Genomic DNA, 23,833 nt, shown 5'->3' on the forward strand with positions numbered 1-23,833 from the left:
GCTCTGCCATCCTCCACCGACACCGCGCGCCTTGGGCACAACTGCCGCGCCCGGTCAGGACGGTGACGGCATCAGGGCGAGGACTTCAGCGCGACGGGCCAGGTCGGTGTCCAGCAGCCCGGTGAGGTGGGTGGTGACCATGGCCGCGTCGTGCGCCCGGGCGCCGCGCAGGGTCATGCAGGCGTGCTGGGAGCGGATCAGGCACGCTGCGCCCTGGACGTCCAGGTGGGAGTCGAGGGCTTCCACCACCTGCCGGCCGAGGCGCTCTTGCACCTGCGGACGGGCGGCGTACTCCTGGGCGAGGCGGGCCAGCTTCGACAGGCCCACGATCCGGGCGCCGGGCTTGGGCAGGTAGGCGACCGTCGCCCGCCCGGGGAACGGCAGGACGTGGTGCTCGCACAGCGCCACGAACGGCACGTGGACGGCGGCGATGATGCCGGGCCGCTCGTCCTCGGGCGGGAAGGTCACCTTCAGGTGCCGGGCCGGGTCGAGGTGGACGCCGCTGGTCAGCTCGGCGAGGGCCTTCGCCATGCGGCGAGGCGTGTCGGCGGTGGACTCGCTGTCGCACGGGATGCCGAGGGCGGCGAGCAGGCCGGCGGCGTGATCGGTGGCAGCGTCCAGGTCGATGCCGTCGGGAAGGGTGGGTGTCATCGGTTGCGCTCTCCAGGCCACAGCAGCACGTGCTGCCGCATCGACAGATTCCAGCTCTGGCCGATCACGTGCTCGGCCAGGGAGCGCGCCACGTTGGTGGTGCGCTCGGCGGTGGTGCCTTCCGGCATCACCCACACGGCGTGCGGGGGGATATGGAACCGCTCGACCAGGGCGGCGATCTCCTCGAGGTCGTCCGGGCCGGTGGCGACGAACTTGAAGCGGGCCCGGTCGCGGTGGGAGAGCTCCGCGAACGCCGCCAGCGCCTCGGGGACGATCCGCCGGTCCTCGTCGTCGCCGGCGTTGGCCAGCTTCGGGCTGACGTTGAAGGTCAGCCGCGGCACGCCGAGGGTGACCGGCTGGGGCACGAGGGTGCCGTTCGTCTCGACCTCGACCCGGCGAGTTGTGTGGCGCAGTACCGCCATCCACGACCGCCAGCCGTCGGTCTTCTGGTGCAGCAGGGTCTCTCCGCCGGTGATGACCACGAGGGCGTGCGGGTGCGCGGCGACCCACTCGGCGAGGTCGACGACGGGGACGCGGGTGATCTCCTTGCGCAGGTCGAACCGCTTGGCGTCCCACGAGTACGGGGTGTCGCACCAGGTGCAGCGAAGGTTGCAGCCGCCGAGCCGCAGGAACAGGGCGAGCCGCCCGGCGGACGGGCCCTCTCCCTGCACGGTGGGGCCGAACGTCTCCACCACGGGCAGACTGGCCGGCAGGACGAGTGCGCTCACTGCTGCGCCGCCGTCCACGAGGCGGCGTTGACCGCTGTCTCGGACACGCGCACGTGGGAGACGACGGCGCCGGCGGCCCTGGGCAGGGTGTGCAGGGCGTCGGTGGCGACCCGGCTCAGGAGCTCGGCGACGGCTTCGACGCTCGGCCAGCCGAGGTCGGCGGCGTGCCGCTCCTGCTCGGTCGGGTCGTCCGCGCCGAACCGGAACAGCTTGCTGCCGTGTCCGGCGAGGATGGGCGCTAGCGGGTCGGTGTGGCCGAGCATGGCGCCGTGGTCGAGGAACGTGTCGATCCACTCGCGCAGGGCCCGCTTGAACCCTCCGAACTCCACGACGGTGCCCGCAGCGAGGTTGGGCGAGGTGACGGTGATCTCGGCCCACCAGCTGTGGCCGTGCAGGTTCTCGCATTTCCCTGCGAGGTGCGGGAGCCGGTGGGCGGTCTCGAAGTTGTGCCGCACGGTGACGGCGTGCCGCACGGTGAGGGCGCTGTTGTCGCTCACGCCTTGTCCTCCTTCGGCAGACGGATGACGGCGCCGGCCTCTCCGTCCTCGGAGACGGCCACCTCGTCCAGGCGCAGGCCCATCGCGGTCAGGTGCTCGGCGAGGGTGCGGGCCAAGGCCTCGCACGAGGCGGGGCCGCACTCGCGGTCGCCGGGGCCCCACCAGGCCCGGATGTGATCGGCCAGGTCGTGGAACTCGGTGTCGCGGTCGTCGTGGCCCACGTGGACGCTGGCGCGGATGTGGAACAGGTGGCGGTGCCGGGCGCGCAGGTAGAGGCGGTGCTCGGGAGCGGCCGGCCAGTGGTGGAAGCCCGGCAGCCGGACCTCCGCCCACACGGTCGCGGTCGCCCCGCCGGGGGTCGTGATCATGGTGTCTCCTTGTCGGTGATGGGCGGGTAGGACTGCTGGCCGAGCAGCTGCTCCCTGGTGGTCCGCGCGAGACTCCACACGGTGGTGGTGGCCTCGACGGTCTGCGCGCACATGAGGCAGCAGGCCGTACGTCCTCGTGTCGGGTGTGCCGGCTGGTCGAGGTCGTAGCTGAACCCGCGGTCGATGACGCCGACCTTGCGCAGCAGGGCGGAGTCGACGCGGACGTCGGGCCAGCGCAGCGGGCCGAGCCAGGTGGAGGAGTCGCAGGAGTCCGGCGGTACGGCCAAGCACCACTCGTTGACGGTCAGGCCGAGCACGTGGACCCACAGGTCGGGGTACTGGCGGTGCCGCTCCCACAGGGTGTGCATGAGCCTCAGCCGCACCGGGGTGGGGGCCTGGACGACGTTGCCGAAGCAGATCCGGTCGTACTGCTGCGCCAGCTCGTCGAAGTAGTCCCAGCCGTCCACCAGCGGGTGGTAGACCGGGATCGGGGCGAGCCCTTCGCCCTCCAGCCGGGCGCGGGTGCGGATCTTGTTGTCCCGGCCGCCCTGGTCCAGCTCGATGTAGCCCCACAGCCGGTCGCCGTGGCGCTGCACCAGCTCGACGTACCGGGTGTACAGCTCCTCGAAGCCGTCGATCTCCTCGGGGGCCAGGCGCAGTGCCTCGTCCATCGTCACGCCGGGGTGGGCGCGCTTGTGCCGGTTGGTGAGCCAGAAGATCCCGCTGTCCAGCAGGACCTGGTGGCTGGCGTCCAGGAGCGCGACGAGGCGACGTTCATGGCCGGCGGTCAGCAGGTCGTTGGTGGCGAGCAGGACATGGCGGGGGTAGTGCTCGGAGTCGCCCGCGGCGAAGTAGATGTGCCGCTCGTCCTTGTCGAAGGCGCCGCCGCCGGTCTGCCGGATGGCGGGGGGACGGGTGCGGGGGCTCATCGGAGCGTCTCCTCTCGGTCGAGGCGGGCGGGGGTCGGGCTGCCGGTCAGCTCCTCGATGCGGTGCGCCGCGTGGTGCCAGCAGCGGCCGAGGGCGGTGGCCGCGTCCGCGCAGATGCGCGCGGCGGCCTCGTAGGAGGCGGTGTCGCCGGGCGCGTACCGGAAGCCGGCGGGCAGGTTGCCGACGCGGCGCAGCAGGGCGGTCTCGATGCGCTGGTGGTTCCAGCGCAGCGGGGCGAGCCAGGAGGAGGAGTCGCAGGAGTCCGGCGCGAGGGGCAGGCACCACTCATTGGCGGTGAGGCCGAGCGCGTGTATCCACAGGTGTGGATAACTGCGGCGCCGCTCCCACAGGGTGTGCAGGATGCGCAGCCTGACCGGGGCCGATGCCTGGACGACGTTGCCGACACAGATCCGGTCGTGCTGGGATGCGAGCTCATCGAAGTAGTCCCAGCCGTCCACCAGCGGGTGATAGACCGGAATCGGGGAGAGGCCCATGTCCTGGAGCGAGGCGCGCTGCGCCCGCTTGTGCACGAGGCCGCCCTGATCCAGCTCGATGTACCCCCACAGCCAGTCCCCGTAGGTCCGAGCCAGGTAGACGTACCGGTCGCGCAGCTCCTCGAAGCCGTCGATGCTCTCGGGCGGCAGCGCCAGGGCCTCGTCCATCGACACCCCGTGCGCGCGCCGGTGCCGGTTGGTCAGCCAGAAGATGCCCGAGTCGAGGAGCACCCGGTTCCCGGCGTCCAGGAGGCCGCGCAGCCGCTGCTCCTCGGCGTCACCCATCAGCTCGTTGACCGCGGTCAGGACGTACGGGCCGGCGTTGTACTCCCCTCCGCCGGCGGTGAAGTAGATCGGCCCCTCGTGCGGGTCGAAGGTTCCCCCGGCGGTCGGCAGGACCGTCGTCACGACTCGTCTTCCACGAGCAGGGGCTCCTGCCCGCTGATCCGCGCCCACTTGTCGAGGAGGTGGCCCGCGAGGTAGCGCTCCGGCTGGACCATGACCAGTCGGCGGCCCATCGCGCGGTCGGCGAACGGGGCGAGCGGGGTGGGGTAGGGAAGGAACAGGCTGTCGTCGATGAGCAGCGGCGACCAGCGCGGCCATCCGTCGAAGACCTCGGCGACCACGAGGCGATGCTCGCCCAGCTCCCAGACCTGGCCCTTCTCGACCTGGTGCTCCGGTTCGCCCACGGTCACGCCAGCCAGGGCGAGCAGGTCACCGCGGGTGGGCTGGTCCGGCTCGCTGTCCGCCTCCTCCTCGCCGACGTCCGCGCGGGCGGCTTCCCCGGAGTCGAGGTCGGCGAGGAGAGCATCGAGCTGGCCGTGATCGAACCCGGTGGCGGCGAACAGGTCGGCGTCCACCGCTTCCAGGCTCGACAGCATGTCCGCCAGGCCAGCGTCGTCCCATCCCCCGCGGGTGGTCAGATGGTTGGAGGCGATGAGGTACGCCTCGGCGTGCGCGTCATCGCGCGAGGCCCAGCCCCGCACCACCGGGACCGTCCAGACGCCGTCCTCAGTGACAACTACGCCCTCCGGCGCGTCCTTCCCGGCGTCTCGGCGGCGGACGAGGGTCTCGTAGCGGCCGTGGCCGGCCACCAGGCGCCCGGTGCGCTCATCGAGGAGACCGGGCTCGGTGAAGTCGAACTGCTCGACAGACAGGTCCAGCCCGCCGTCGTCGTGCCCTTTCGGGTTCCGCGTGGCGGGCTGGATGTCGTCCAGCGGCATGTAGTCGATGTAGCGGGGGGCAACCATGAGCGGGGAACCTAGGCGGCCTCCCCCGTTAGGTCACGTCGACCTAACTGCCCGACGGCCGGTGAGGGTTCAGCTCTCCTCGGCGCGGTCCGGGGCGTGGGTGCCCTGCTCGACGCGGGGGAGGCGGGCCCGGGTGGGGCCCTGGCGGCTGAACGGGTCGCCGTAGGCCGCCACGAGCGAGTCGTAGATCGGCGTGCCGGCCTCGCGCGGGCCGCCAATCGTTGCAACGGGTGCCGCCACCGGGACGACGACCGGGACGGCGGGCGTCCCAGCCGGCAGCGCGGGACGGGAGGCGAACCAGGCGGAGGCGGACGGGTCAGCCGAAGATCCAGAGCTGGTCATGACGATGTAGATCCCTTCAACTCTCTTGATGAACATGGACGTTAAAAAGCTCGACCGGTGAGGTCGCGGCGAGCCTGGTGCCGGAGATGCGGCCCAGGCCCGCCACGGCCGTGCAGCGCGCCGCCTACGGCGCGTGCCGCGTTTGGCGGCCTTACGCGCTCTTGCTGCCGCGCTTCGCGGCCCGCACGCGCCGCACCTCGTCGCGGCCGGCGGTCTGGACCCGCTTCGTCGGGTAGTCCAGCTCGTCGAGGGAGGGACGCTCACCGGGCGGGTTGTCCCAGAACGCCTCCAGCTGCCGCACGCGGGCCGTCAGGTCCGGCTCCGGGTCCTTGAGACGCCCGCCCGTCCGGACGTACTCGTACTCGCCGTAGGTGCCGTAGGGCACGCCCTGCAGCAGGGTCTTGGCGATGGACTGCTGCTTGTCGGCGTCGGACTTCGCGGCCCGGTGCCGGTCGTAGTCCGCCAACGCCCACTCGATGTCGGCTCGGTCCCCGATGAGCGTGTACGACTCCGGGGACCGGCCCGCCGATGCGGCTTCCTGCATGTTCCAGCAGTGGATGCGGGCTGGGCAGTACCGCCGGCAGATCGGGTCGTTGCTCGGGCCGGGCCGGTCGCGTGGCAGCTCGGTGCCGAGGTCGAGGGCCGTGGCTATGGCGGTCAGCCGGGCCAGCGCGCGCCTGGCTGCGTTCTCGTCGTAGGGCCTCGCGAACTCCTCGTCGGCACCGCTCTTGCGCTCGAAGTAGATGATCCGCACCTCCCGGACCAACTCGCCTGCCAGGACCAGGGCGAGGGCGTAGAGCTGCGCTTGGTCCCAGACCTCCTCGGCCGGGCCCTTCTCGCCGACCTGGGACCACTGCCAGTCTCCGGCGGTCTTGAAGTCGTACAAGATGCCGGTGATCGGGTCGTACTCGTCGTAGCGGCTCGGCCGGTCGAGTCCCGGCAGGGTGACGCGCTGCTCGTACAGCCGCCATGGGTAGAGCACTCGGCGCCGTGCGGCGACCGAGTCGTGGATGAGGATCCCGGCGGTGGCCGCGCGCCGGTCGGTGGGCGCCGGGGTGTAGCCGGGGGGCGGGTTCTCCCGGTACCAGATGGCCCTGCGGCAGGACGTCGTGTCGGAGGCCCCGATCGACCAGTGCCCCTTCGGCCGGGGAGCGCGACGGCTACGCCGACGTGTGCGGTCGTACTCAGCAAGGTCCTGTCCGAGGCTGCGCCCGGTGCCGGCTTGGGCGCGTTCCCGCAGGAGGTCGGCCAGATCGCGGCGGTACCTTCCGCAGGCGGTTGGGGCGTGGCCGCCGGAGCGTTTCCTACCCCGGTGGACATGGCGAGGGGCGCCGCAGCGGCAGGGCAGCATGCGGGGGCCGATGGTGGTGGCAGCGGCTGCGAGTTCGCGGGCACGCTGGATGAGCAAGGGGTCCAAGGTGATTCCCGAAGGTGGGCAGGCCGGCCAGCCGCGCGAGGCGACTGGCCGGCCTGCGGGTAGGTGGTGGCGCTCAGGCCTGATCGGCGGCGCGGCGACCCCACGCGCGGTGGTCGGGGTTCTGGCGAACGAGCATGCCGCCAGCGGCGAGGTACTGCGCGGCGTCGTCGTTGTATTCGCGAAGTGCGGCGACGACATGGTCTCGAAGCCCGTCGAGGAGCTGGCTCAGCTCTTCGGGTGTGGCCTCGGTGGTGTTCTTGCCGTTGGATTCGCGCCAGCGCCGGGTGACCTGGGTGACGTTCCTGCCGAGGGCAGCCGCGTAGGCGCGCAACTCCGCGCGAAGCTCATCGAGTGTCGGCGGCCCAGCGGCGTCATCCTGCGATGGACTCGGCTGCTGGTCACCGCCCTGCTCGGGCTCTGCCCCGCTGCCCTCCGTCGTGCTCTCCACCACGGTGCCACGGATGATCACCGGGCCAGGCTGGGACGCCTCCGAGCGGGCAGCGCGTCGGCGCGCTGCGCCTTCTTCGCGGGCAAGCTCTCGCTGTTCCGCGTCCGCGCGGCCCATCTCGTCGTGCTCGTAGATGCCGGTCAGCTCGCGGGGGAACGCGACACGCCATGCCTGAGCCTCGGCCACCTTGCCGATCATGTGGGTGCCCATCCCCGGCCAGAGCCCGGAGAGGACCTTGTTACCGGTCCTCCGCCCCTCGCCGAACGCGTCATTGGTCCACTCGTCCTTGGTGACGGCGAACTCCTTGAACAGGGCGACAGCCTGGGAGACTGTCCGGTCGCCCGCGATGCTGTAGTGCTCGATGCGACACATGGCGGCGGCGGGGTGCTCCTCGCCGAGCCAGACGTCGACCCACCGGCGGCGGTTGATGCCGTCCTCGCCCTCGACCCACCACTTCGGGTCGTCCTCGGGACCGGTCCAGAACGGGCCCTGGCGGCGGATGAAGCGCTTGGTGCGCTGGCCGATGTGCCGGAACCCGTCGATGCCGGTCTGGGCGGTGTAGATCAGCTCGTCGGGCTTGTTGTACACCTTGCGGGTGCGCCCGATGTAGTAGATCTCGCGGCGGAACGGGTCCAGGCCTGTGCTCTTGCAGATGTGGAAGAACGCGACCTGCTCGTGGGTGGGCGCGTTCGCAAGTCCGATCGAGGCCAGGGCCGATCGCTGCGCCTTGGTCCAGAACCGCTGATCGGCGGTGATCTCCAAGACCTGGTCGGCGGTCTGGATCGCCATCTCGGCACGGTTGTCGTTCAGCGGCGTGATCGGCTCGGGCGGGGCCGGCGCATCCTGCCGGACGGCAGCAGGCTTGTCCTGCTGGGTAGTTGTCACCGTGAGGTGCCTTCCTTATCTCCGTGGCGGCACCGGGGTTCGCAGGCCCCGGTGTGGCTGCCTGCGTCTACCCTCCCGCTCCGGGGACGCCCGTGGGAACACCTCACCACGTGGCCAAATCGGCTGCGGAGACTGGAGATTAGGAAGAGTGGCCGCCGGGCCAGCGGGGTGCGAATCCCGCCCGGATTCTCGCGCTCCCCTGATAGGAGACAGCCCCGAAGGGTTGGTTGCCAGAGCACGAGGCCGGTCGGCCCGGCGGTCACATCTTCACTCTAGGGTACGGCCGGCGCCAGCCGAAGGTCGATCACCAACCGGAACGGCGGTCCGGAGCGGTAGCCCGCTCCAGTGCACCGGCCCCGGCGTGCTGCCACAGGCCGTCGTAGAACGTCTTGGACGCCACGACGGCCAGCGCCACGGTGGTCAGTGCGGTCTGGGCGTGCGCGATGTCACCACGGGCCAGCACGGTGACGATGCCGACGATGGCGGAGGCCACGGCGCCGACCACGGCGCGTACCGGCTTGGTCCAGTGCGGCTGCTGGATGAAGGCGGTGGCCCAGGGCGTGATGGCGCCGAGCAGCAGGCCCCACGCCTCGGTGTCGTTGAGGAGGTCGTTCACGGTTGTCTCTCCCGGGTGCTGGTGGTGTGCGGGTCGGATTTGGCGGTCATAGGGGCCAGGTGGCGACCAGGGCGAGGGCTGCGCCGGCCAGGTAGCGGCTGGTGAACCGGTAGCGGGCCAGGATGCTGGCTGGTGTGACTACTCCCGGGGTGGCCGCTCGTCTCTTGACAGCGCGGCGGGCAAGCCGGCCAGGGTCAGGCCGGTGACGATCACGCTGGGGTCCGCCGGAGGCGTCCACACCTCCCGGACGATCACGGCCATGCCGAGGACGAACAGGACCAGGTCCCGCACCGTCCTCAGCCCGGTGATCTCGCGCCATCTGGTCCTCCGTCGGGGTCGTCGGCCAGCGGGTTCCTGCTGGCCGTCCGGGGGCCGTTCCACAGCCGGGGACGGTAGGACGCTGCGGTGCTTAGGGTCGCGTCGAGGTGTTCTGCAGCTCGGCGAGAGCGGCCTCGAGCTCCGTGATCCGCTGGTCCTTGGCGGCTTCGCGGGCGGCCCGGACGGCGTTCTCCTCGCGGGCGAGCGCAAGCTCGGCTTGGGCCTTGCCCCATGCCTCGGTCAGCTGGGCGCCGAGGCGGGCGATGTACGGCTCAGCGTCGACGGTGATCGGCTCGGCAGTGTGGTTCATGGAGGGCGTCTCCTTCACGGTCCTGGGGGCACTGTGTTGGTGGGGCAGTCCGGGTCGCAGCGGCAGGTCCGCTGCGTGGCGAGGATCTGAGCCTGTTCGCGAAGGTGCCGGACGCCGGCGCGCAGAAGGGCGGCCTCCACAGGGCTAAGTCGCCGGCTCTCAGCGTGTCCGAGGAGGTGGTTCAGCTCCTCGTGGGTCGGCGGCTGGCTCATGCCGAGGGTTCTCCGCTGCTCGCTTGGTGGGCTTGGTCGCGTCGGGGCACGGCAGCGTCCCACATGGTGGTGGTGAAGGTCTCGGGGAAGCTGGCAGGGCCGCGAGCCGGGGGCGGGGTGCCGGTGATGTTGGCCGCCAGTTGCTGACGGGCTTGCTCGACGAGGGCGGTCTTCGCGGCGACGCCTTCGGCCGTGATGCCGTGGGCGGTGCGGATCACCGCCAGCGGGTCGGGTGCTGGCCGCGCCGCGGCCTGGCCGCTGCTGGTCTTGCCCAGCCGGTGGGCGGGGGTGACGACGTGGACGCGTGTGCGCTTGGCTTGCTCGATTCGCTCGAGGTGGGCGGCGCGCGCCGTTGCCCGGTCGGGTGCGTTGTGGAGGGTGATCGGGGCGTCGTCGCCGATGGCCAGGCCGTGCATCGCTTGGGTGGACGGGGCGGTCAGGCCCTTGGCGGCCGCGGGGTCCTGCGATCGATGCTCGATTGGGTCCGGCAGGAAGGGCTCGTGCAGCACCATGTCGAGGATGCTCGCCAGGCCCTCCGGAGTGGTGTGGTCGACGTCGTACTCAGCTGCTCGCCATTCCAGGGTCGAAGCCGGGAAGACGGTCACGTGGTGCTCGCCGTCCGGCCTGCGCTGCCTCACCTGCCAGCAATCTGTGGACCCAATGCGGATCTGGGTGACATCGGTGATCTCGTAGCGTTCAACGGGCATGGTCTGCTCTCTCGTCAGATGCGGAAGGACCAGAAGCCTGCGCTTCCGTCGGGGCTGGCGGATTCGAGGCTGACGGTGAAGCCGGTTCGGGAATTGGCGACGACCTGCCATTTCCGCAGGGCGTGAGAGTCGCGGAGCGTGACGATGGGCACCATGTCGGAGTTCATCGTCGGCCCGTAGGCGAGTGCCATCGCTGCCCAGTTGTTCATCTGCACTGTGCCGGTGCACAGCCCGTAGTCGGGTTCGGCGTACCAGTAGTTCGGCCAGGTCCCGCGGTACTGCACGGCGGCGTTGTCGATCCAGATCTCGCTGCTGGAGCCGTCGTCGTTGCGCCGGCCGATCCAGGCTCCCCGCTCGGTGGCGTAGGCGTAGCCGTGCAGGGTGTTCTGTGTGAGGTAGACGATCGAGGCGCCCTCGGCGGCCATCCGTACGGCGCCGCCCCAGGGCTCCTGAGTGTCGGTGCGGATGGTTTCCAGGGTGGATACGTAGTCGGTCAGGTAGAGGCGGAAGGCGGAGTCCTGGTCGCGAAGTTTGAAGGTGCCGCTGTTCAGGCCGATGTAGGCGCCGCCACTGCCACCGCCGACTGCGTTGATGAAGGCGTAGTTGTCACCGCTGGTGGGGAAGAAGCGGATCTCCGGCAGGCCGCCGCCGGGGTTGATCTCGATTCGCTGGCCGCTGACGCCACTCGACAGGCCGCCGACGATCTTCACTGAGCCGTCGCCTGCGGCGATGGCGACGGTCTGGACGCCAGCCGCATTCCACGCACCGATTCCTCCGGAGTTCAGCTCAACCCTCGCGCCACTCTCGGCTGTCTTGATGCGGGCGGAGACTGTGACGTCGGCTTTGAGCTGGCCAACTGTCAGCTTGCTAGCGGAGACGGTGCCGATGTTCGCGTCCTGGATCGTCGCGAGCGCGATCTTCGCGCCGACGATGGTGGCGTCGGCGATCTGGACGGCGCCGATGATGTTGGCAGGGAACTCCAGGGCCTCCAGGGTGAGCATGTCGACCTCGGTGACCGAGGGGGTGCCGCCGTCCACGTTGAGCAGCAGGTGCGGCCGGACGTAGCGGACGTTGGGGTGGAGGCTGGCGGGTTTCTGCGGGTCGGGCTGGGTGGTCCAGAAGGGGCCTGCGGCGGGGCCGTAGCCCTTAAGGAAGCCGGTGAGGGTGACCCAGCCGCCTCCGGGGCTGAGAGGCGTGGCGTTGGCGGCGACGGCGAACGGCAGGTCTACCGCATTGGTGCCGGCGGTGTTGATCCGGGTGAGGCCGTCGGCGGCGATCCCGGTGAGGCCGGCGGTGATCTTGCAGGCGGTGCCAGCGGTCTGCCGGACGCGCACGGACATGCGGTACAGGACCGCCGGGTCGAGGAGCAGGTTCTCGGACCACTCCAGGCGCAGCACCTTGGAGGCGACGAGGGCGCGGGCGCCGGTGGGGGCGTCCGGCCGGGCGGCGGTGCTCCACGTGGCGCCGGCATCGCCGGAGGTCTTCACCCACCGCGGGTCGTCGGAGGCGAAACCGGTGAAGAAGGAGGTCTGGAGGCTGGCGCGCTCGACGTCCGCCCACTTGCCCGCGGTGAGAATCTTGTCGGCGAGGTCGGAGCCGATCACCATGTCGGGGATGGCGGAGACTTCGGCGGATGGCGAGGAGGCGTTGCCTGCCCTGTCGACGGCCCGGAACTTGAGGTAGTAGGTGGTGCCGTAGCTCAGGCCGGTGACCGGTGCGGCGGCTGCGCCGGTCAGCCGGTCGACCACGGTCGCGGCGGTGGGGGTGAAGCCGGCGGCGGTGGAGGCGTGGACCTCGAGGGCCGCGAAGTCGGCGGGCATTGTCTCGCCCTGGGCGCCGCGCCCGTCCCAGGTGGCGCGGATGCCGCCGATCAGTCGGGCGAGGATGGGCTTGGACGGGACGGGCGGCGGTGTGGTGTCGGTGGCGAGGATGATCTCCTCGGACAGCTGCCAGCCGGAGGAGTTCCCGGAGGCATCGACGGTGCGCACGCGGGCCTGGACGCGCTGGCCCGCGGGCAGCTGGTCGTAGTGCGCGACGGTGCCGTTCACGGCCTGCTCGGGCGACCACTGCGGGGTCTGGCCGCCGATGGGCAGGCCGGGCAGCAGGTACGAGACGTAGTAGTTCCCGGCGTCGTCGTACACAGTGCCGTCGGCGTTGTCGGTGACCTTCGGCCAGGACACGGCCAGGGCCGCATGCTGCTGGCCTTCGGAGTCCAGGTAGGCCCAGGAGCCGACCAGGACGGCGGCCGGCGCTTTGGGTGCCACCGTGTCGTTGCGGTCGCCGAGCGGCGGCAGCGGGGTGCGGGAGGCGGATGCGGCGCCGTTGGTGAGGGCGTCCAGGCGCCGCTGGATGCGGATGCGCTGCTCCACGAACACGTCGTTGAGTTCGAGGCTGCTGGTGGGATGGCCGCCCTCGTCGTAGGTGGTGGCGATGGTCCGCACCCGCAGCGGCTCCAGGGTGGCCGGGTCGGTGCGCCGCTGGTCGTAGCGGATGTAGTCGCCGGGCTGGTAGTCGATGCCCGGGCGGTGCTGGGTGGCGGCCGGGTCGAGTTCGATGGTGAAGCCCTCGGCGGCCGAGGTCATACCGCCGAGGGTGACGCGGGCCAGCTCGGCGAGGGTAGCGGCGTCGGTGATGCCTCCGCGCCCGTCGAACGCCTCGCGGCGGCCGAACCGGGCGGCCGCGGTGGCGTCGACGACCTCGGCCAGGGCGCCTCCGTCGCCGGCGGCCAGGAGGTGCGAGCGGACGGTGCGGCGGGAGCGCTGCCGGGGCCCCTTGAGGACGTCCCGGCCCAGGTAGAGCACGATGCCGGGGTGGTCGGTGGCGCAGACCGTGTCGGGCACGTAGGCGCGCAGCCGGTAGCCCTCCATCCGTACGTCGGCCCAGCCAGCGCCGGTGATGGCCTGCACGGTCTTGATTAGATCGCCGCCGGCGTCGTACTGCGCGGTGTAGGTGGTGGGCCAGGGCCGCCCGGCGCTGTCGGTGGCGGAGGTGAAGTCCCAGGTGACCTCGGGCAGCGCGCCGCGAGCCTGGGCGCGCTGCAGCAGGGTGGCGAGGATCGCGCCAGGGCTGGCGTTGACGAACGGGAAGTGCGGGTCGAGGCCGATGACCGGCGCGCCGGGGGTGTGCCCGGCGGGGTAGATCAGGGCACGCTCCAGCAGGGCGAGGGATCCCCGGCAGCCGACCTGGACGGGGCGGGCCTCGCCGCCCCCGTCGGCCGGGTCGTCGCCGTCGTCCTCGAGGAGATATCGCTCCGGCCGTTCGGTGCCGTCGATGACGAGCGCGATCCGCGGGTCGTCGCCGGACAGCAGCGCGGCACCGGGGGCGTTGCGGGCGTAGGAGAAGGTGAGGGCTCCGGGCCCGTTGTGCTCGGACTGGACCTTCAGGCCGCTCGGGTAGGGCAGCAGCCCGAGCAGGGGCCCGCTCGGGCTGTAGACGCGCAGGTGGATGGCCACAGTGGTTGCTCCGGTGTCAGGTCAGGTAGGCGCGACGGCCGGTGACGGTCAGCTGGGTGCCGGCGCCGGGGTTGGTACCGGTCAGGCGCACGCTCGGCGGTATGCCGGGACGGCCGGGGGCCAGGCGCAGGAAGGCCGGTCCGGTGTTGGTCAGGCGCGCCGGGTCGGGGACGAGGCCGCCGGTGCCGGTCAGCTGCCAGGTGGCGGAGTCCACGGTGAGGGACTGGCCGGCGGCGATCTGCCCGGTGTAGGTGAAGGAGTCGCCGTTGCGGCCGGGCCCGTCGCTGGTGTCGGTGACGGTGGGCGCGGTGATCGGCCCGGTGATGCGGTAGGCGAGCTGCTCCATGGGTGCGGTGGCGTCCGCGAACGGATCAAGGTCGAGGTCTTGCGGCAGCGGGGAGCCGGGGGCGGTGGCCTCGAAGGCGATGTCGCCGGACTCCCAGTAGCCGGCGGGCACGTTGACCTCCACGCCGACCCGCAGGCCGTTCTGGCCGAGCGGGGTGGGCGCGAGGGCGGACAGGACCTCGCCCTGGCAGCGGCGGAGCTGCCCGGCTGCGGTGTACCGCTCGAAGGTGAGCAGCCGGTGCGGCCGGGCGATGGCGCGCAGCAGGTCTTCCCATGCCTGTTCGACGGCCTGCCAGCCGCCCGCTCGCGGGGCCAGCCACAGGGCGAGGGTGAACTTGCCGGGGCCGTGGTGCTTGGGCCTCCACAGCTCACCGATCCGGTTGGGCACGGCGGCGTTGGCGCCAACAACCACGGGGGTCGTGGCCAGGCCGGACCGGTACTCCACGTCCCGTACGAGGCCGTCAGTGAGTTCGTAGCCGTCCACCAGCCACCGTTCGCGGGCCATCAGGCGCTCTCCTTGTCGAACAGGCCGAAGCTCGCGAGGGCACGCAGCCGGTTGTTGACGGTCTCGCCCGGGGACTCCGGCAGCGGGTTGGTGATGTACTGCACGATCGCGCCGGGCGAGATGACGGTGCCGATGCGGTCGCCCTGGCCGCCATCGGCGAGCTGCCCGCGGGCGGCGTTGAGGGCGCCGACGGCCGAGGTGCCACCGAGACCACGCACGGTCTGCGGCGTGAGGACGCCTTCGCCGGGGCTGAGCCGGGCCAGGGTGGAGTCCTGGCCGGGCGCGTACCCAGGGACGACGCCGCCGGTGGCGTAGCCACGGACGAAGGACAGAACACCGTCCACCGCCCGGTTGACCATGCCCCGCATCATGTCGCCCCAGGCGTTGTCGGGCATCCAGTTGAACCAGCTACGCAGGGGGTTGAGGGCCTTGGCCAGGGCGCCGGCGGCCCAGCCCCGTAGCCGGTCCATCGCGCCGTCGACGATGCCACCGAGGAAGTAGCCCTGGACGGGCGCGCCGGCGTCGGCCAGGCGGCCGGCGCGGGCGGCATCGTTGAGCGCGGTGATGCCGCCTTCTCCGCCGAGCTGCCGCACGGCCTGCGGGATCAGGACGCCCTCACCGGGGCTGAGCATCGCCGGTACGGTGTCGCGGCCCGGGGCGTAGCCGGGAACGACACCGCCTCGCGCGAAGTTGACGGTGAAGCTGGGGAGTTTGCCGAGGCCGAAGGCGTCGGCGAGGGAGTTCCACAGCCGGCGGATACCGCCGTCGTAGACGGTGTTGACCCAGAACTTGATGGGCCAGCCGAAGACCGTGGTCAGGGTCGGCCAGATCCACTTGACGAAGTCGACGAGGCCCTGGAGAGCGATCCGCACTCCGGAGACGAGGCCGCCGATGGCGGCGTTGACCACGTTGCGGAACCACTCCGATCGCTCGTAGGCCGTGATGAAGGCGACGACCAGGGCCGCGATGGCGGTGATGATCAGCATCAGCGGGTTTGCGGACAGCGCGAGCATGGCCACCCGGACCGCAGCGATCGCGTTCGAGACCGCCATAAGTCCGGCGGCGACGCCGGCGATCGTCAGCAGCGCGGACACGAACGCGCCCATGCCGGGGATCGACAGCAGCACCTCCACGGCGGACGCGACGCCCTGCATGACCAGCAGGAACCCGGACAAGGTGTTGCCCAGGCCGCCCAGCTCGGCGGCGATGTTCGCCACCGAGGTGATCAGGCCGAGCAGTTGGCCCCACAGCTGGCCGTTGCCGAGCGCCCCGGCCAGCTGCATGACCGCGGGCAGGAACTCGGTGCGCAGCCGGGCGATCAGCGGGGCGAGCGCCGGGTTGTTCGTGAAATTGAACCAGGCAACGCCGACGGCTGCGACCAGGCGGCCAAGCTCCTGGACGACGGGGACGGTGTTGGCGAAGTACCCGGCCAGCTTGGCCTGTGTCTCGCCCTCGCCGGTCAGCGTGCGGAAGCTGCTGGCAGCGCTGGCCAGTGAGGTGAGCAGGGCTTGGCCGGCGGGGGCGGCGGCCTGGCCGATGTGGAAGACACCGACTGCGATGTCCCGCAGGATGCCCCACAGCTGCGCTCCGGTGTCCCCGGCGCGCTGGAAGAACGCGCCGAGCTGGCCGCCGTCCCGGCCGGCCTGCACGAAGGCGGCAGCGGCGGCCATGCCGCGTTCGGCGGCGCCGGCCAGGCGCTCCAGCAGCGGGCCGGCCGCGACCGTGATGTTGCGCAGGACATCGGCCGCGCTCAGGCCGGCGGTCGCGAGCGAGGCGATGACCCGCGTGTTGGTCGCGGCGATCTGTGCCAGGTCCGCGCGCCAAGGCCCGGAGGTGACCATCTCCGCGCCCCGGATCGCGACCTGGCCGAGTACCTGCCCGGTCTGGGCGAGCGCGCTGTTGAAGATCGGCAGCAGCTGCATGCCGCGGGTGATGGCCGTCTCCAGCGGCGGCAGGAGCGCTTCCTGCGCGGTGTCCCGCAGCCCGCGCAGGGCCGGCTGGACGGTGCCCTGGAGAAAGCGGGCGAAGCGCTGCCCGGCCGGGGACAGCTTGTCGAGCGCGGCGGCGGCCGCGTTGGCCGCCGTGCCGCCGGCAGTCAGCGCCTGAGTCTGGTCCCGCAGAGCCCGCGCGACGTCCCGCTGAGCGTCCGCTATCTGCTCGGCGGAACGCTTCTGCTGGCGCTCCGCATCGCGAACGGTGCGGTCGAGCTCGGTGTGGGCGTCCTGGACTTCCCGGACGGCCTCGACGCGGGAGCGGGCAGCCTGCTGCTCCGCGTCTTGGACGCCCCGGACGGCGTCCTGCTCCGCCTCCTGGGCTCGGGTCAGCTCCTGCTTAGCGGCGGTGACCTGGTCGCTGCCCTCGACGCCTTCCTGGTTCGCCTTCTTGACGTCCTCGGCGAGCCGCTGATTGCGGACCCGGACGTCCTCGAGCTGGTTGGTGGCCTCCTGGAAGGCGATCTGCGCCTCGCGCCGGTCGGTCTCGGACGCGAACGGCGAGGTGTTGACCTCGTTGAGCCGGGAGCGGGCCTGCTCCAGGCTGAGCAATGCCTTCTGCTCCTCCAGCGGCCCCCGGGCGGCGTCCCGGTTCAGGTCCTCCAGGGAACGCTGAGCATCCCGCCGGGCGTCGTTCAGTGCTTCCTGCGCGCGGGTCGCCGCCTGGTTGGCGCGGGTGACCGTCAGCTCGGCCGCCGCCAGCTGACGGTCGGCAGCGGCCACGGCAGCGGCGGCCTGCTCCTGAACGTCCGCGAGGCGGCGGCGGGCCTGCGCGACCTGCTCGGCCCCGCGAAGGGACTGCTCGTCGGCGTCGCGCTGCGCGGCACCGAGGCGGCGCTGGGCGTCCGCGACGCGGTCGGCGGCGGCCTGCCTGGCCTGCGCGGCGGCGCTGGAGGCTCCGGCGGACTGGGTATCCGCCTGCCCGAGAGCCTTCACGGCGGCGCCAATGCCGCTGAACGCAGCCAGGATGGTGCCGGCGCCCTGGGCGGCGGCGCTCATCGCTCCGGGCAGCGCACCGAGCAGTCCGACCGCAGGGGCAGCGGCCGCGCCCATGGCGAAGAGGCCGCCGGCTGCCTGGGTGAGGGCCTGGCCGAGCGCGAGCGCACCGGACGCCATCGCGGGTAGGCGCATCAGCCCGGCGATGGTGGACCCCAGCCCATCGGCGGCCTCGGCGAGGCCGCCGCCCGCGCCGCCTCCGCCGGTGTTGATCGGGATGTCCAGCGCGCGGCCTGCCGTCGTGCGGAACGCGGCGACGCGCGCGGCAGCGGCGGTCGTGTCGACCTCGACGCGGACGTTGACGGACAGACCGGCCAGCGCCGCCCGCACTCGGGAGCGCAGCCCGGCGGTGTCGACGTCCAGGCCGACCTTGACCGTGTTGGTGGCGGCTTCGACTGCGACCTCGACGCGGCGGCGCAGGTTGCCGGTGTCGAACGCGACGCCCACCCGCACGTAGGCGCCCCGGGCGGTCGCGGCCCGGATCTTCTCGGCCAGGCCCGAGGTGTCGGCATCGACCGCGACCTTGATACGGGCGCGGGCAGCCTGGGCGGCGGCCTGCACGCGCTGGCGCAGCCCGGTGGTGTCGGGCTCCAGCCGCACCCGCGCGCGCAGGTTGCGGGTCGCCGCATCCACTCGGGCCCGCGCGTCCTGCGCGAACCCGGATGAATCAGCGGCGACCTGGACGACCAGGCGACCGGAGTCGATCTCATCCGTCACCGCGGGGCGCCTTCCTGGTAGTGCCGCGCAGGACGGCGACCGCACGAGCGATCCCGTCCGCGTCGTGTCCCTGCGTGTGGCCGGCCCGCAGATGGGCCGGGCGGGGCAGCTCGACCGGCTGCCGCAGACGGCGCTCCGCCGCCATCACCGAAATCAGCTCGACGGCCTGCGCGAGGAGTTCCTGCGTCAGGCCCCAACGATCGGAGCCGACTTCGCCGGCGTCACGGCGCAGCAGCGCCTCAGCAGGCAGTCCCCGCATCAGGGTCAGGAGGCGGCGGGTGCCGAGGAATCCAGGGTCACCGGGCCGTCGCCAGACGCCCCGGGCGTCGAGGTGGTAGAAGCGCTGGAGGTCGGCTTCGAGGTCGTCCCAGCGTTCGAAGGCGTCTCGGACGGCCCGATGAGTTCCCCCAGGCCCGCACCCCCGCCCATGTACTTCGTCCAGGCGTAGCGCACCAGCTCCAGCACATCGGAGTGACTGGGCCGCTCGGCCATCAGCCGGGTGTAGCCGTCCTCACCAAGCAGGCGCCGGCCCATCTCCCCCGCAGCGGCGATCAGGTCGGACGGAAGGCCCGGCTCCGAACCGAGGACGTCCACGATCAGGCCGGCGGCCTCCGCCTGCTGCTCACCCTTCGACTGGGCGGCCTCCACCAGCTTGCGCAGCAGCAGCGGCAGGTACGGGATCCCGATCAGCGGCTGCCACACCTCCAGGGGCAGTTCGGCCGGCAGGAGCGCCACCTGGGCGCCGCCGAGGATGATCGGCTCCTCCCCGACTGTGTACTCGGCCTTCGCGGCGCGCGCCTTGTCGGCGGCGGCGGCCAGACGGCGCGTACGTGCGGCGTCCAGATCGATCCCGGGCATTCAGGGCTCCTCGGTCTGTCGGGCGAGTGATCGCCGCAGACGCTAGGAGCGGGCCAGGGTTAGCGTCGCCCCGAGACGCTGGCCAGAAACGGGACGAGGGGGCCCGTGAACGCGGCGGAGGGGCCCACGCCTGGCGTGACCCCCTCCCGGGTGCAGATCGGCCGCTAACGGCGGCCTACACGGGCCTCAGGGCCGCGTACAGCCACTCCAGCGCGGCTCCCAACGCTTCGGGCTGCGTGGTGTACAGCCGCTCCCGCCACTCGTCCCTTCCGGCCCATCCGTCGGTCTCCGAGGACCACCGCCAGCCCGGACCGCACGGGCCCCACTCGCACATGCACGACTCGGTGTAGAAGACCCTCACCCGCCGTCGGGCCCACGGCCGGATTCGTGCGCTTCCGGACGCGATCGCCTCGACCCGGCCTCCCGGGCGCTGCTGAATGCCGTACCAGCCCGGCGCCAGCTGCACGAGCGTGCCGAACCGGGTGTACTCGCCCTCCTGGTCGAGCCGGACGAACGTCCCTTCCGGGTAAGGCAGTTCCATGGTTCCTCCCCATGCCTGTTGTGGTCCGGCCAGCCTCAGCGGCGGCGGCCGGCGCTGGGCACAGCGAAGCCCCGGCCGGGGGGGGTTGGCCGGGGCTTCGCGGAATGCAGCCGGGCCCACCCTGGGGGGTAGGGCGGCCGGGCTGACACCACCACAGTAGGTGCACGAGCCACCCATGGGCACAGCGGCAAGAACGCCAACTTCGTTGGCAGGAAGGACGTTCAGGCGGTCGGGGCGAACCCGGGATCGTCGGTGAGGTCATACCAGGGGTCACCGACGGCGCCGCCAATGACCTTGAGCTCCAGCGGCAGCGTGGACTCCGCGTCGTTGGGGAACTTCTGGTTCACCGAGGCCACCTGCTCGCAAAGCGGCACGATCCGCCGGTAGTGCTTGGCCCCGTCGATCAGCTCGATCACCGCCGCGAACTGGTTACGGCCACCCACAGCGGGCGGCGTGTACCGGTAGAACGTCTTCCCGCCCGCAGTGACGCTGGTGACCGCGCCACCGCCGTACACCGCCACGATGTTGGTGGCGTTCCACTCCTGCAGCTCGACCTTGGCCGTCGCAGCGTCCTCGGTCTGGATGGTGCGGGCCGCGTACCGAAGCTGATGAGACTTGATCTCCTCGAACTTCGGGTCGGTGTTCCACTCCAGCGACCCGGGCTTGAACAAGCCCACGTCCTTCCAGGCGGCCGGCATGGCCACGATCGGATCGGCGGGCGCGACGGTACCCGGCACCGCCAGGTACAGCCGCGCCATCTGGGCGACGAACATGCTCTCCGTAGGCACGAACGATCTCTCCTCGGGGCGGACCGGTAGGTGTGCCGGACCGTAGGCGCCCGCCGGCCGTAGCGTCGCGCCGTCCCCGCACGGGCTGGGCGGCCCCTTGTCCGCGCGCGTGGGGCTGTCGCAGAAGTCGCGAAATCCCGTGGTTCAGCCGGCGGCGGGATGGGCCGTCAGCGCCACGACCCCGAGGTACCGGCCCTGCCCGGTCGGCTCGGGCAGCCACCCTCCGGTGGACAGGGCCTGTACGGCGGTCACCACCGGCTGTCCCGGCAGCGCGGGCCGCACGGTCAGCTCGTGCAGCGCCTTCACCGCGGTGCTGAACGCCAGGTGCAGCGCGGGCCGGGCCGTGGAGCGGTCGAGATCGCCCAGGGCCTCCACCTGGATGTGGAACGTGCCGAGCCAGCGCCAGCCGGCGGCGGCTCCGCCGGGGATCTGCGTGATGCGGATACGTGGGTAGGGCGGTGCGTTGCGCGCCCCGATCCGGCCCTTGCCGCCCAGCACGCCCGTCAGCTCCTCGTGGTTGGACAGCCAGTCCACCACGAGGAGTTCGGCGTCGAGGGAGGCGAGATCACGCACTCGGCTTGGCCTCGGCCTTGTCCGCCGAGGGCTTGGCGGCGAGCTGCTTGCGGGACGGCTCGGGCGCCAGGGCCTTCGCTACGGCCTCCGGGTCGGACGGGTCGACGCCGGCCACGTACCCCGAAGCGATGAGCTGCCTGGCCTCGTGGTGCGGCACCTCGATCTCGTCGCCGGGGGCCAGGGCCGCGCCGTCGCGGGTCAGGTGGTGGGCGAGGGTGATCCGGACGTTGCTGGCCATGGGGGCTCCTTCAGGACGGGATGGGATGACCCGCCGAAGGAAAGCAAGCCGAGGCGGCTACCGTCCCGCTGTGCCGGATGCGGCACGGCCGTCGGGCCTTGCGGGTGCTGTCAGCGGTGGCGGGTGGCGACCTGCGCGGCGGCCCTGCTCATGAAGTGCGTGCCCTCACCCTGCGCGAACTCGGCATCGGCGGCGCCCGGGAAGTCGCAAACGACCTGGGCCTCGGCACGCGAGCCGCGAATGGCGGCCTTGCCCGCAGTGATGGACGCGGCAACGGCCTCGGGGTCCTCGGTGACGGTGCACCGGCAGCCGGCAGTCTCCTCAATCGGCCCGCTCGGGTCGCGAGGACCAGCAAGCAGAGCACCACCCACGTTGAACGGCACCGGAGCAGCCCGGGTCTGCCCGTCAGCGTCCCGGTGACTGGGCCGTGCGTGCCCGTCTTCACGTGTGTGCCAGGTCTTCGCGCCAGGCGCCAGCCGCCGGGCTTCGACAGCCACCTCTTCCGCAAGGCGCTCGGCGCGCCGGGCCAGCAGTGGGGCCAGCCGGTCCGCGATATCGGGCGGCAGTTCGAGCCGTGCCATCAGCGGTGTCCTTCCGGTCGGGTGCCGCCCGCAACCCGAGGCCGGGCCGTCACACGCACGTAGGTGAGGGCGGGGTCCACCGCGTTGCGCAGCTCGTCGGCTGCCAGCACGGTCCACTCGGCGCCGGTGGCTGGCTCCGCCACGATGTCTCCGGCGAGCAGGAGTCCCGCCCGCGGGTCCACGGCCAGAAGCCAAGTGCCGTCCGTGTGGGGTTGAGCGCGGCCAGGCCACGGGCCACGCAGTTCACCGGGCGGCCCAGTCGTCTCGTCTCCGTACGCGTCGAGCACGGGCATGCCGCGGGTGCGCACGCCGAGCTGCCGGGCGGCGAGCAGGACGGCCATCACAGGCCGCCCGTGCCGGGGATGCCTCGGATCGTGAGCCCGGGCGGGGTGGGCCGTACTGGGGCCTGGTAGACCCGGCGGCCGCGCAGCCGCCATCGGTCCGTCGTGGCCAGGTCTGGGGGCGCGAGCAGGGCGGGCGGTTCGGCGGCGGTGTCGTAGGTGACGGACTGGCCCTCGACGGAGGCGGAGGAGATGCGGCGCTGCCGGGCCGGCGCGTCGGCCAGCAGCGGGTGATGGCAGGCGGTGGCCCGAAGCCACAGGCGTAGCGGGGCGGTCTCCGGCATGGAGCGGGCGTCGATGCCGGCCAGGTACCGGACGGTGTAGGTGGGCGCGCCGATGCCGAAAGGGCCGGGCGGAGAGTTGGGCTCCGAGGTCGCGGACAGGACGGTGACGACGGGGGCGTGGTGCAGGATCCAGCCGTCTGGGCCAGCGTGTACCCCGGTCTCGGTGTACTCAGCGGGGAGCAATGGCCGGCCAAGGTGGGCCACGAGGGCGTCTTGGGCGTCCTCGATGGCGGTCTCGATCCGTTGACGCAGCTCGTCGACGAGGGGCGTTGGGTAGCCAAGGCGCCGAGCGACGTCCTCCGGCGTGACGATCAGCTCCACTGCATTCCTCCTTCACCGGCTGTCGGAGGCTGACGTTAGGCAGCGGCTGAGATTGTGTCGTCCTGGCCCCGACGGCCGGTGGTGCGCGTTGTGATTGCCGATGCGGGTGACGGCGTCCTTATCAGGCGTCGCGCAGCGGCCCGAGTACGTGGTTGCGAGCGGCGCGGGCAAGAGCGCCTTGGGTGGCTGTCGGGATGCCGGCTCTGTTCCAGTGAAAGATCACCATGTGCGCGAGGACGGCGCGCAGGCCTCGGGTTAGGTCTCCGGTCCGGGCCGCTGCGGCGAGGGCTTGCCCAGCGGTGTGGAACTCGTAGGCCCACGTGGCGGCGTACTCCAGACGCGCTCCGGGCCGAGCAAGAGCGCCGGTGTCGGCTGACAGGAGCGTGCCGACGCTAGCGGTCAGCCGGTCCAGGTCGTCGGTGGCAGTCTCGGGGAGGGGACGCATGTGTGTGACGCGATCCCAGACGTCTCCCTGCTCGGTCCATTCCTGACCGGCCGCGCGAAGCATGTGGCTGCACAGCATCATCGAGAGCTCGCGGCGGCCGATCACCGGGCGGGGCGAGTCCGTGTTGCGCCAGTGGGTGTGGACGAGGATGGCGCGGCTGTCGGCGTGGAAGAGCCGGTGGGCGGCGGCGATGCCGTGGGGGCCTCCGAGGGCGGCGGCCTCGGGTTCGTAGATGCCGGGCCACCAGGCCGTGATGACGTCTTGCTCGCGTAGTCGGTCGAGTAGGCGGGCCGTCGCTTTCTGGAAGTCGTCGGCGGTCGCGGCGGGGCCTCGCTGGAGGCGGAGGCGCCAGCAGGGGTGTTTGCGGACGTACCACCAGGCGTGCACGGCGCCGCTGTTCTCGGCCTGGCGCAGGTGGGGGCCGAGATGGGCGGCGAGGTGCTGCTCTGCTTGGTCCCAGTCCGCGGGTTGTACGTACACCTGGATCCAGGCTCCGGTGGCTGCTGCGGTGGTCTGGGTGGTGAGGGCGTTCAGCCCGGCCGCCCGGTAGAGGTCCAGTGCGTCTGTCAGCTCGTTGGGGCTCAGGCCGGCCAGGGCAGCAGCCTCAGGTAGCGGGGTGCCGCTGAGGGCTGACAAGACGGCTTTCTCGGCCTGGTGCGGGGCGGGTGCGTCGGTCATGGGTTCC

General features: G+C 71.9%; 27 protein-coding genes. All 27 read right to left on the reverse strand.

What is annotated here, in order from left to right:
- Nucleotides 1-54: 54 nt before the first annotated feature.
- Nucleotides 55-651, reverse strand: coding sequence for a GTP cyclohydrolase I (gene folE, locus C2142_RS17545; RefSeq protein WP_148643515.1), 597 nt, complete (start codon nucleotides 649-651; stop codon nucleotides 55-57).
- Entirely contained in the window at nucleotides 648-1,379 is a 732-nt protein-coding gene (locus tag C2142_RS17550) for a 7-carboxy-7-deazaguanine synthase QueE (protein ID WP_148643516.1), read from the reverse strand. The genes folE and C2142_RS17550 overlap by 4 nt, the downstream gene beginning before the upstream one ends.
- Nucleotides 1,376-1,876 (reverse strand): 6-carboxytetrahydropterin synthase, encoded by a 501-nt coding sequence (locus tag C2142_RS17555; RefSeq protein WP_241002642.1) that lies wholly within the window; start codon nucleotides 1,874-1,876, stop codon nucleotides 1,376-1,378. Before C2142_RS17555 ends, C2142_RS17550 begins: the two co-directional genes overlap by 4 nt.
- Nucleotides 1,873-2,244, reverse strand: a complete 372-nt coding sequence (locus C2142_RS17560) for a hypothetical protein (protein WP_148643517.1) — start codon at nucleotides 2,242-2,244, stop codon at nucleotides 1,873-1,875. Before C2142_RS17560 ends, C2142_RS17555 begins: the two co-directional genes overlap by 4 nt.
- Nucleotides 2,241-3,173 carry a hypothetical protein gene (locus tag C2142_RS17565; RefSeq protein WP_148643518.1) on the reverse strand — a complete coding sequence of 311 codons (933 nt, stop codon included), beginning with the start codon at nucleotides 3,171-3,173 and terminating at the stop codon, nucleotides 2,241-2,243. The genes C2142_RS17560 and C2142_RS17565 overlap by 4 nt, the downstream gene beginning before the upstream one ends.
- Nucleotides 3,170-4,075, reverse strand: a complete 906-nt coding sequence (locus tag C2142_RS17570; protein WP_148643519.1) for a hypothetical protein — start codon at nucleotides 4,073-4,075, stop codon at nucleotides 3,170-3,172. The genes C2142_RS17565 and C2142_RS17570 overlap by 4 nt, the downstream gene beginning before the upstream one ends.
- A complete protein-coding gene (locus C2142_RS17575; protein WP_148643520.1) occupies nucleotides 4,072-4,917 on the reverse strand; it encodes a hypothetical protein in 846 nt (281 codons plus the stop codon). The genes C2142_RS17570 and C2142_RS17575 overlap by 4 nt, the downstream gene beginning before the upstream one ends.
- Before the next feature lie 69 nt (nucleotides 4,918-4,986).
- Nucleotides 4,987-5,259: a hypothetical protein gene (locus C2142_RS17580; RefSeq protein WP_148643521.1), complete on the reverse strand. Its 273-nt coding sequence runs from the start codon at nucleotides 5,257-5,259 to the stop codon at nucleotides 4,987-4,989.
- 151 nt (nucleotides 5,260-5,410) lie between these two features.
- Nucleotides 5,411-6,667, reverse strand: coding sequence for a hypothetical protein (locus tag C2142_RS17585; protein ID WP_148643522.1), 1,257 nt, complete (start codon nucleotides 6,665-6,667; stop codon nucleotides 5,411-5,413).
- Between the two features lie 82 nt (nucleotides 6,668-6,749).
- Nucleotides 6,750-8,009: a recombinase RecT gene (locus C2142_RS17590; RefSeq protein WP_148643523.1), complete on the reverse strand. Its 1,260-nt coding sequence runs from the start codon at nucleotides 8,007-8,009 to the stop codon at nucleotides 6,750-6,752.
- Nucleotides 8,010-8,313: 304 nt separating this feature from the next.
- Nucleotides 8,314-8,625 carry a hypothetical protein gene (locus C2142_RS17595; RefSeq protein WP_148643524.1) on the reverse strand — a complete coding sequence of 104 codons (312 nt, stop codon included), beginning with the start codon at nucleotides 8,623-8,625 and terminating at the stop codon, nucleotides 8,314-8,316.
- Between the two features lie 138 nt (nucleotides 8,626-8,763).
- Entirely contained in the window at nucleotides 8,764-8,916 is a 153-nt protein-coding gene (locus C2142_RS17600) for a hypothetical protein (protein WP_194235787.1), read from the reverse strand.
- A gap of 118 nt (nucleotides 8,917-9,034) precedes the next feature.
- Nucleotides 9,035-9,253: a hypothetical protein gene (locus tag C2142_RS17605; protein WP_148643526.1), complete on the reverse strand. Its 219-nt coding sequence runs from the start codon at nucleotides 9,251-9,253 to the stop codon at nucleotides 9,035-9,037.
- Nucleotides 9,254-9,461: 208 nt separating this feature from the next.
- On the reverse strand, nucleotides 9,462-10,172 hold the full coding sequence (locus tag C2142_RS17610; protein WP_148643527.1) for a hypothetical protein: 711 nt from the start codon (nucleotides 10,170-10,172) through the stop codon (nucleotides 9,462-9,464).
- Between the two features lie 14 nt (nucleotides 10,173-10,186).
- Entirely contained in the window at nucleotides 10,187-13,624 is a 3,438-nt protein-coding gene (locus C2142_RS17615) for a hypothetical protein (protein WP_148643528.1), read from the reverse strand.
- Nucleotides 13,625-13,640: 16 nt separating this feature from the next.
- Entirely contained in the window at nucleotides 13,641-14,474 is an 834-nt protein-coding gene (locus C2142_RS17620) for a hypothetical protein (protein ID WP_148643529.1), read from the reverse strand.
- Complete coding sequence (locus C2142_RS17625; protein WP_148643530.1) at nucleotides 14,474-18,178, reverse strand: hypothetical protein; 3,705 nt, start codon at nucleotides 18,176-18,178, stop codon at nucleotides 14,474-14,476. The genes C2142_RS17620 and C2142_RS17625 overlap by 1 nt, the downstream gene beginning before the upstream one ends.
- Entirely contained in the window at nucleotides 18,168-18,437 is a 270-nt protein-coding gene (locus C2142_RS17630; protein WP_148643531.1) for a hypothetical protein, read from the reverse strand. Before C2142_RS17630 ends, C2142_RS17625 begins: the two co-directional genes overlap by 11 nt.
- A 5-nt stretch (nucleotides 18,438-18,442) precedes the next feature.
- Complete coding sequence (locus C2142_RS17635; protein WP_148643532.1) at nucleotides 18,443-19,036, reverse strand: hypothetical protein; 594 nt, start codon at nucleotides 19,034-19,036, stop codon at nucleotides 18,443-18,445.
- 175 nt (nucleotides 19,037-19,211) lie between these two features.
- The gene (locus C2142_RS17640) at nucleotides 19,212-19,577 is read right to left on the reverse strand and encodes a hypothetical protein (protein ID WP_148643533.1); all 366 of its coding nucleotides are present in this window, start codon (nucleotides 19,575-19,577) and stop codon (nucleotides 19,212-19,214) included.
- Between the two features lie 221 nt (nucleotides 19,578-19,798).
- On the reverse strand, nucleotides 19,799-20,350 hold the full coding sequence (locus tag C2142_RS17645; protein ID WP_148643534.1) for a hypothetical protein: 552 nt from the start codon (nucleotides 20,348-20,350) through the stop codon (nucleotides 19,799-19,801).
- 159 nt (nucleotides 20,351-20,509) lie between these two features.
- Complete coding sequence (locus tag C2142_RS17650) at nucleotides 20,510-20,938, reverse strand: hypothetical protein (protein WP_148643535.1); 429 nt, start codon at nucleotides 20,936-20,938, stop codon at nucleotides 20,510-20,512.
- Entirely contained in the window at nucleotides 20,931-21,176 is a 246-nt protein-coding gene (locus C2142_RS17655; protein WP_148643536.1) for a hypothetical protein, read from the reverse strand. Before C2142_RS17655 ends, C2142_RS17650 begins: the two co-directional genes overlap by 8 nt.
- A gap of 110 nt (nucleotides 21,177-21,286) precedes the next feature.
- Nucleotides 21,287-21,757 (reverse strand): hypothetical protein, encoded by a 471-nt coding sequence (locus C2142_RS17660; RefSeq protein WP_148643537.1) that lies wholly within the window; start codon nucleotides 21,755-21,757, stop codon nucleotides 21,287-21,289.
- Complete coding sequence (locus tag C2142_RS17665; protein ID WP_148643538.1) at nucleotides 21,757-22,098, reverse strand: hypothetical protein; 342 nt, start codon at nucleotides 22,096-22,098, stop codon at nucleotides 21,757-21,759. Before C2142_RS17665 ends, C2142_RS17660 begins: the two co-directional genes overlap by 1 nt.
- On the reverse strand, nucleotides 22,098-22,703 hold the full coding sequence (locus tag C2142_RS17670) for a hypothetical protein (protein ID WP_148643539.1): 606 nt from the start codon (nucleotides 22,701-22,703) through the stop codon (nucleotides 22,098-22,100). The genes C2142_RS17665 and C2142_RS17670 overlap by 1 nt, the downstream gene beginning before the upstream one ends.
- A gap of 121 nt (nucleotides 22,704-22,824) precedes the next feature.
- Entirely contained in the window at nucleotides 22,825-23,826 is a 1,002-nt protein-coding gene (locus tag C2142_RS17675) for a thiopeptide-type bacteriocin biosynthesis protein (protein ID WP_148643540.1), read from the reverse strand.
- Between the last annotated feature and the right edge of the window lie 7 nt (nucleotides 23,827-23,833).

The sequence above is a fragment of the Streptomyces sp. CB01881 genome, from assembly GCF_002953255.1.
In the GTDB taxonomy this organism is placed as follows: Bacteria; Actinomycetota; Actinomycetes; order Streptomycetales; family Streptomycetaceae; genus Kitasatospora.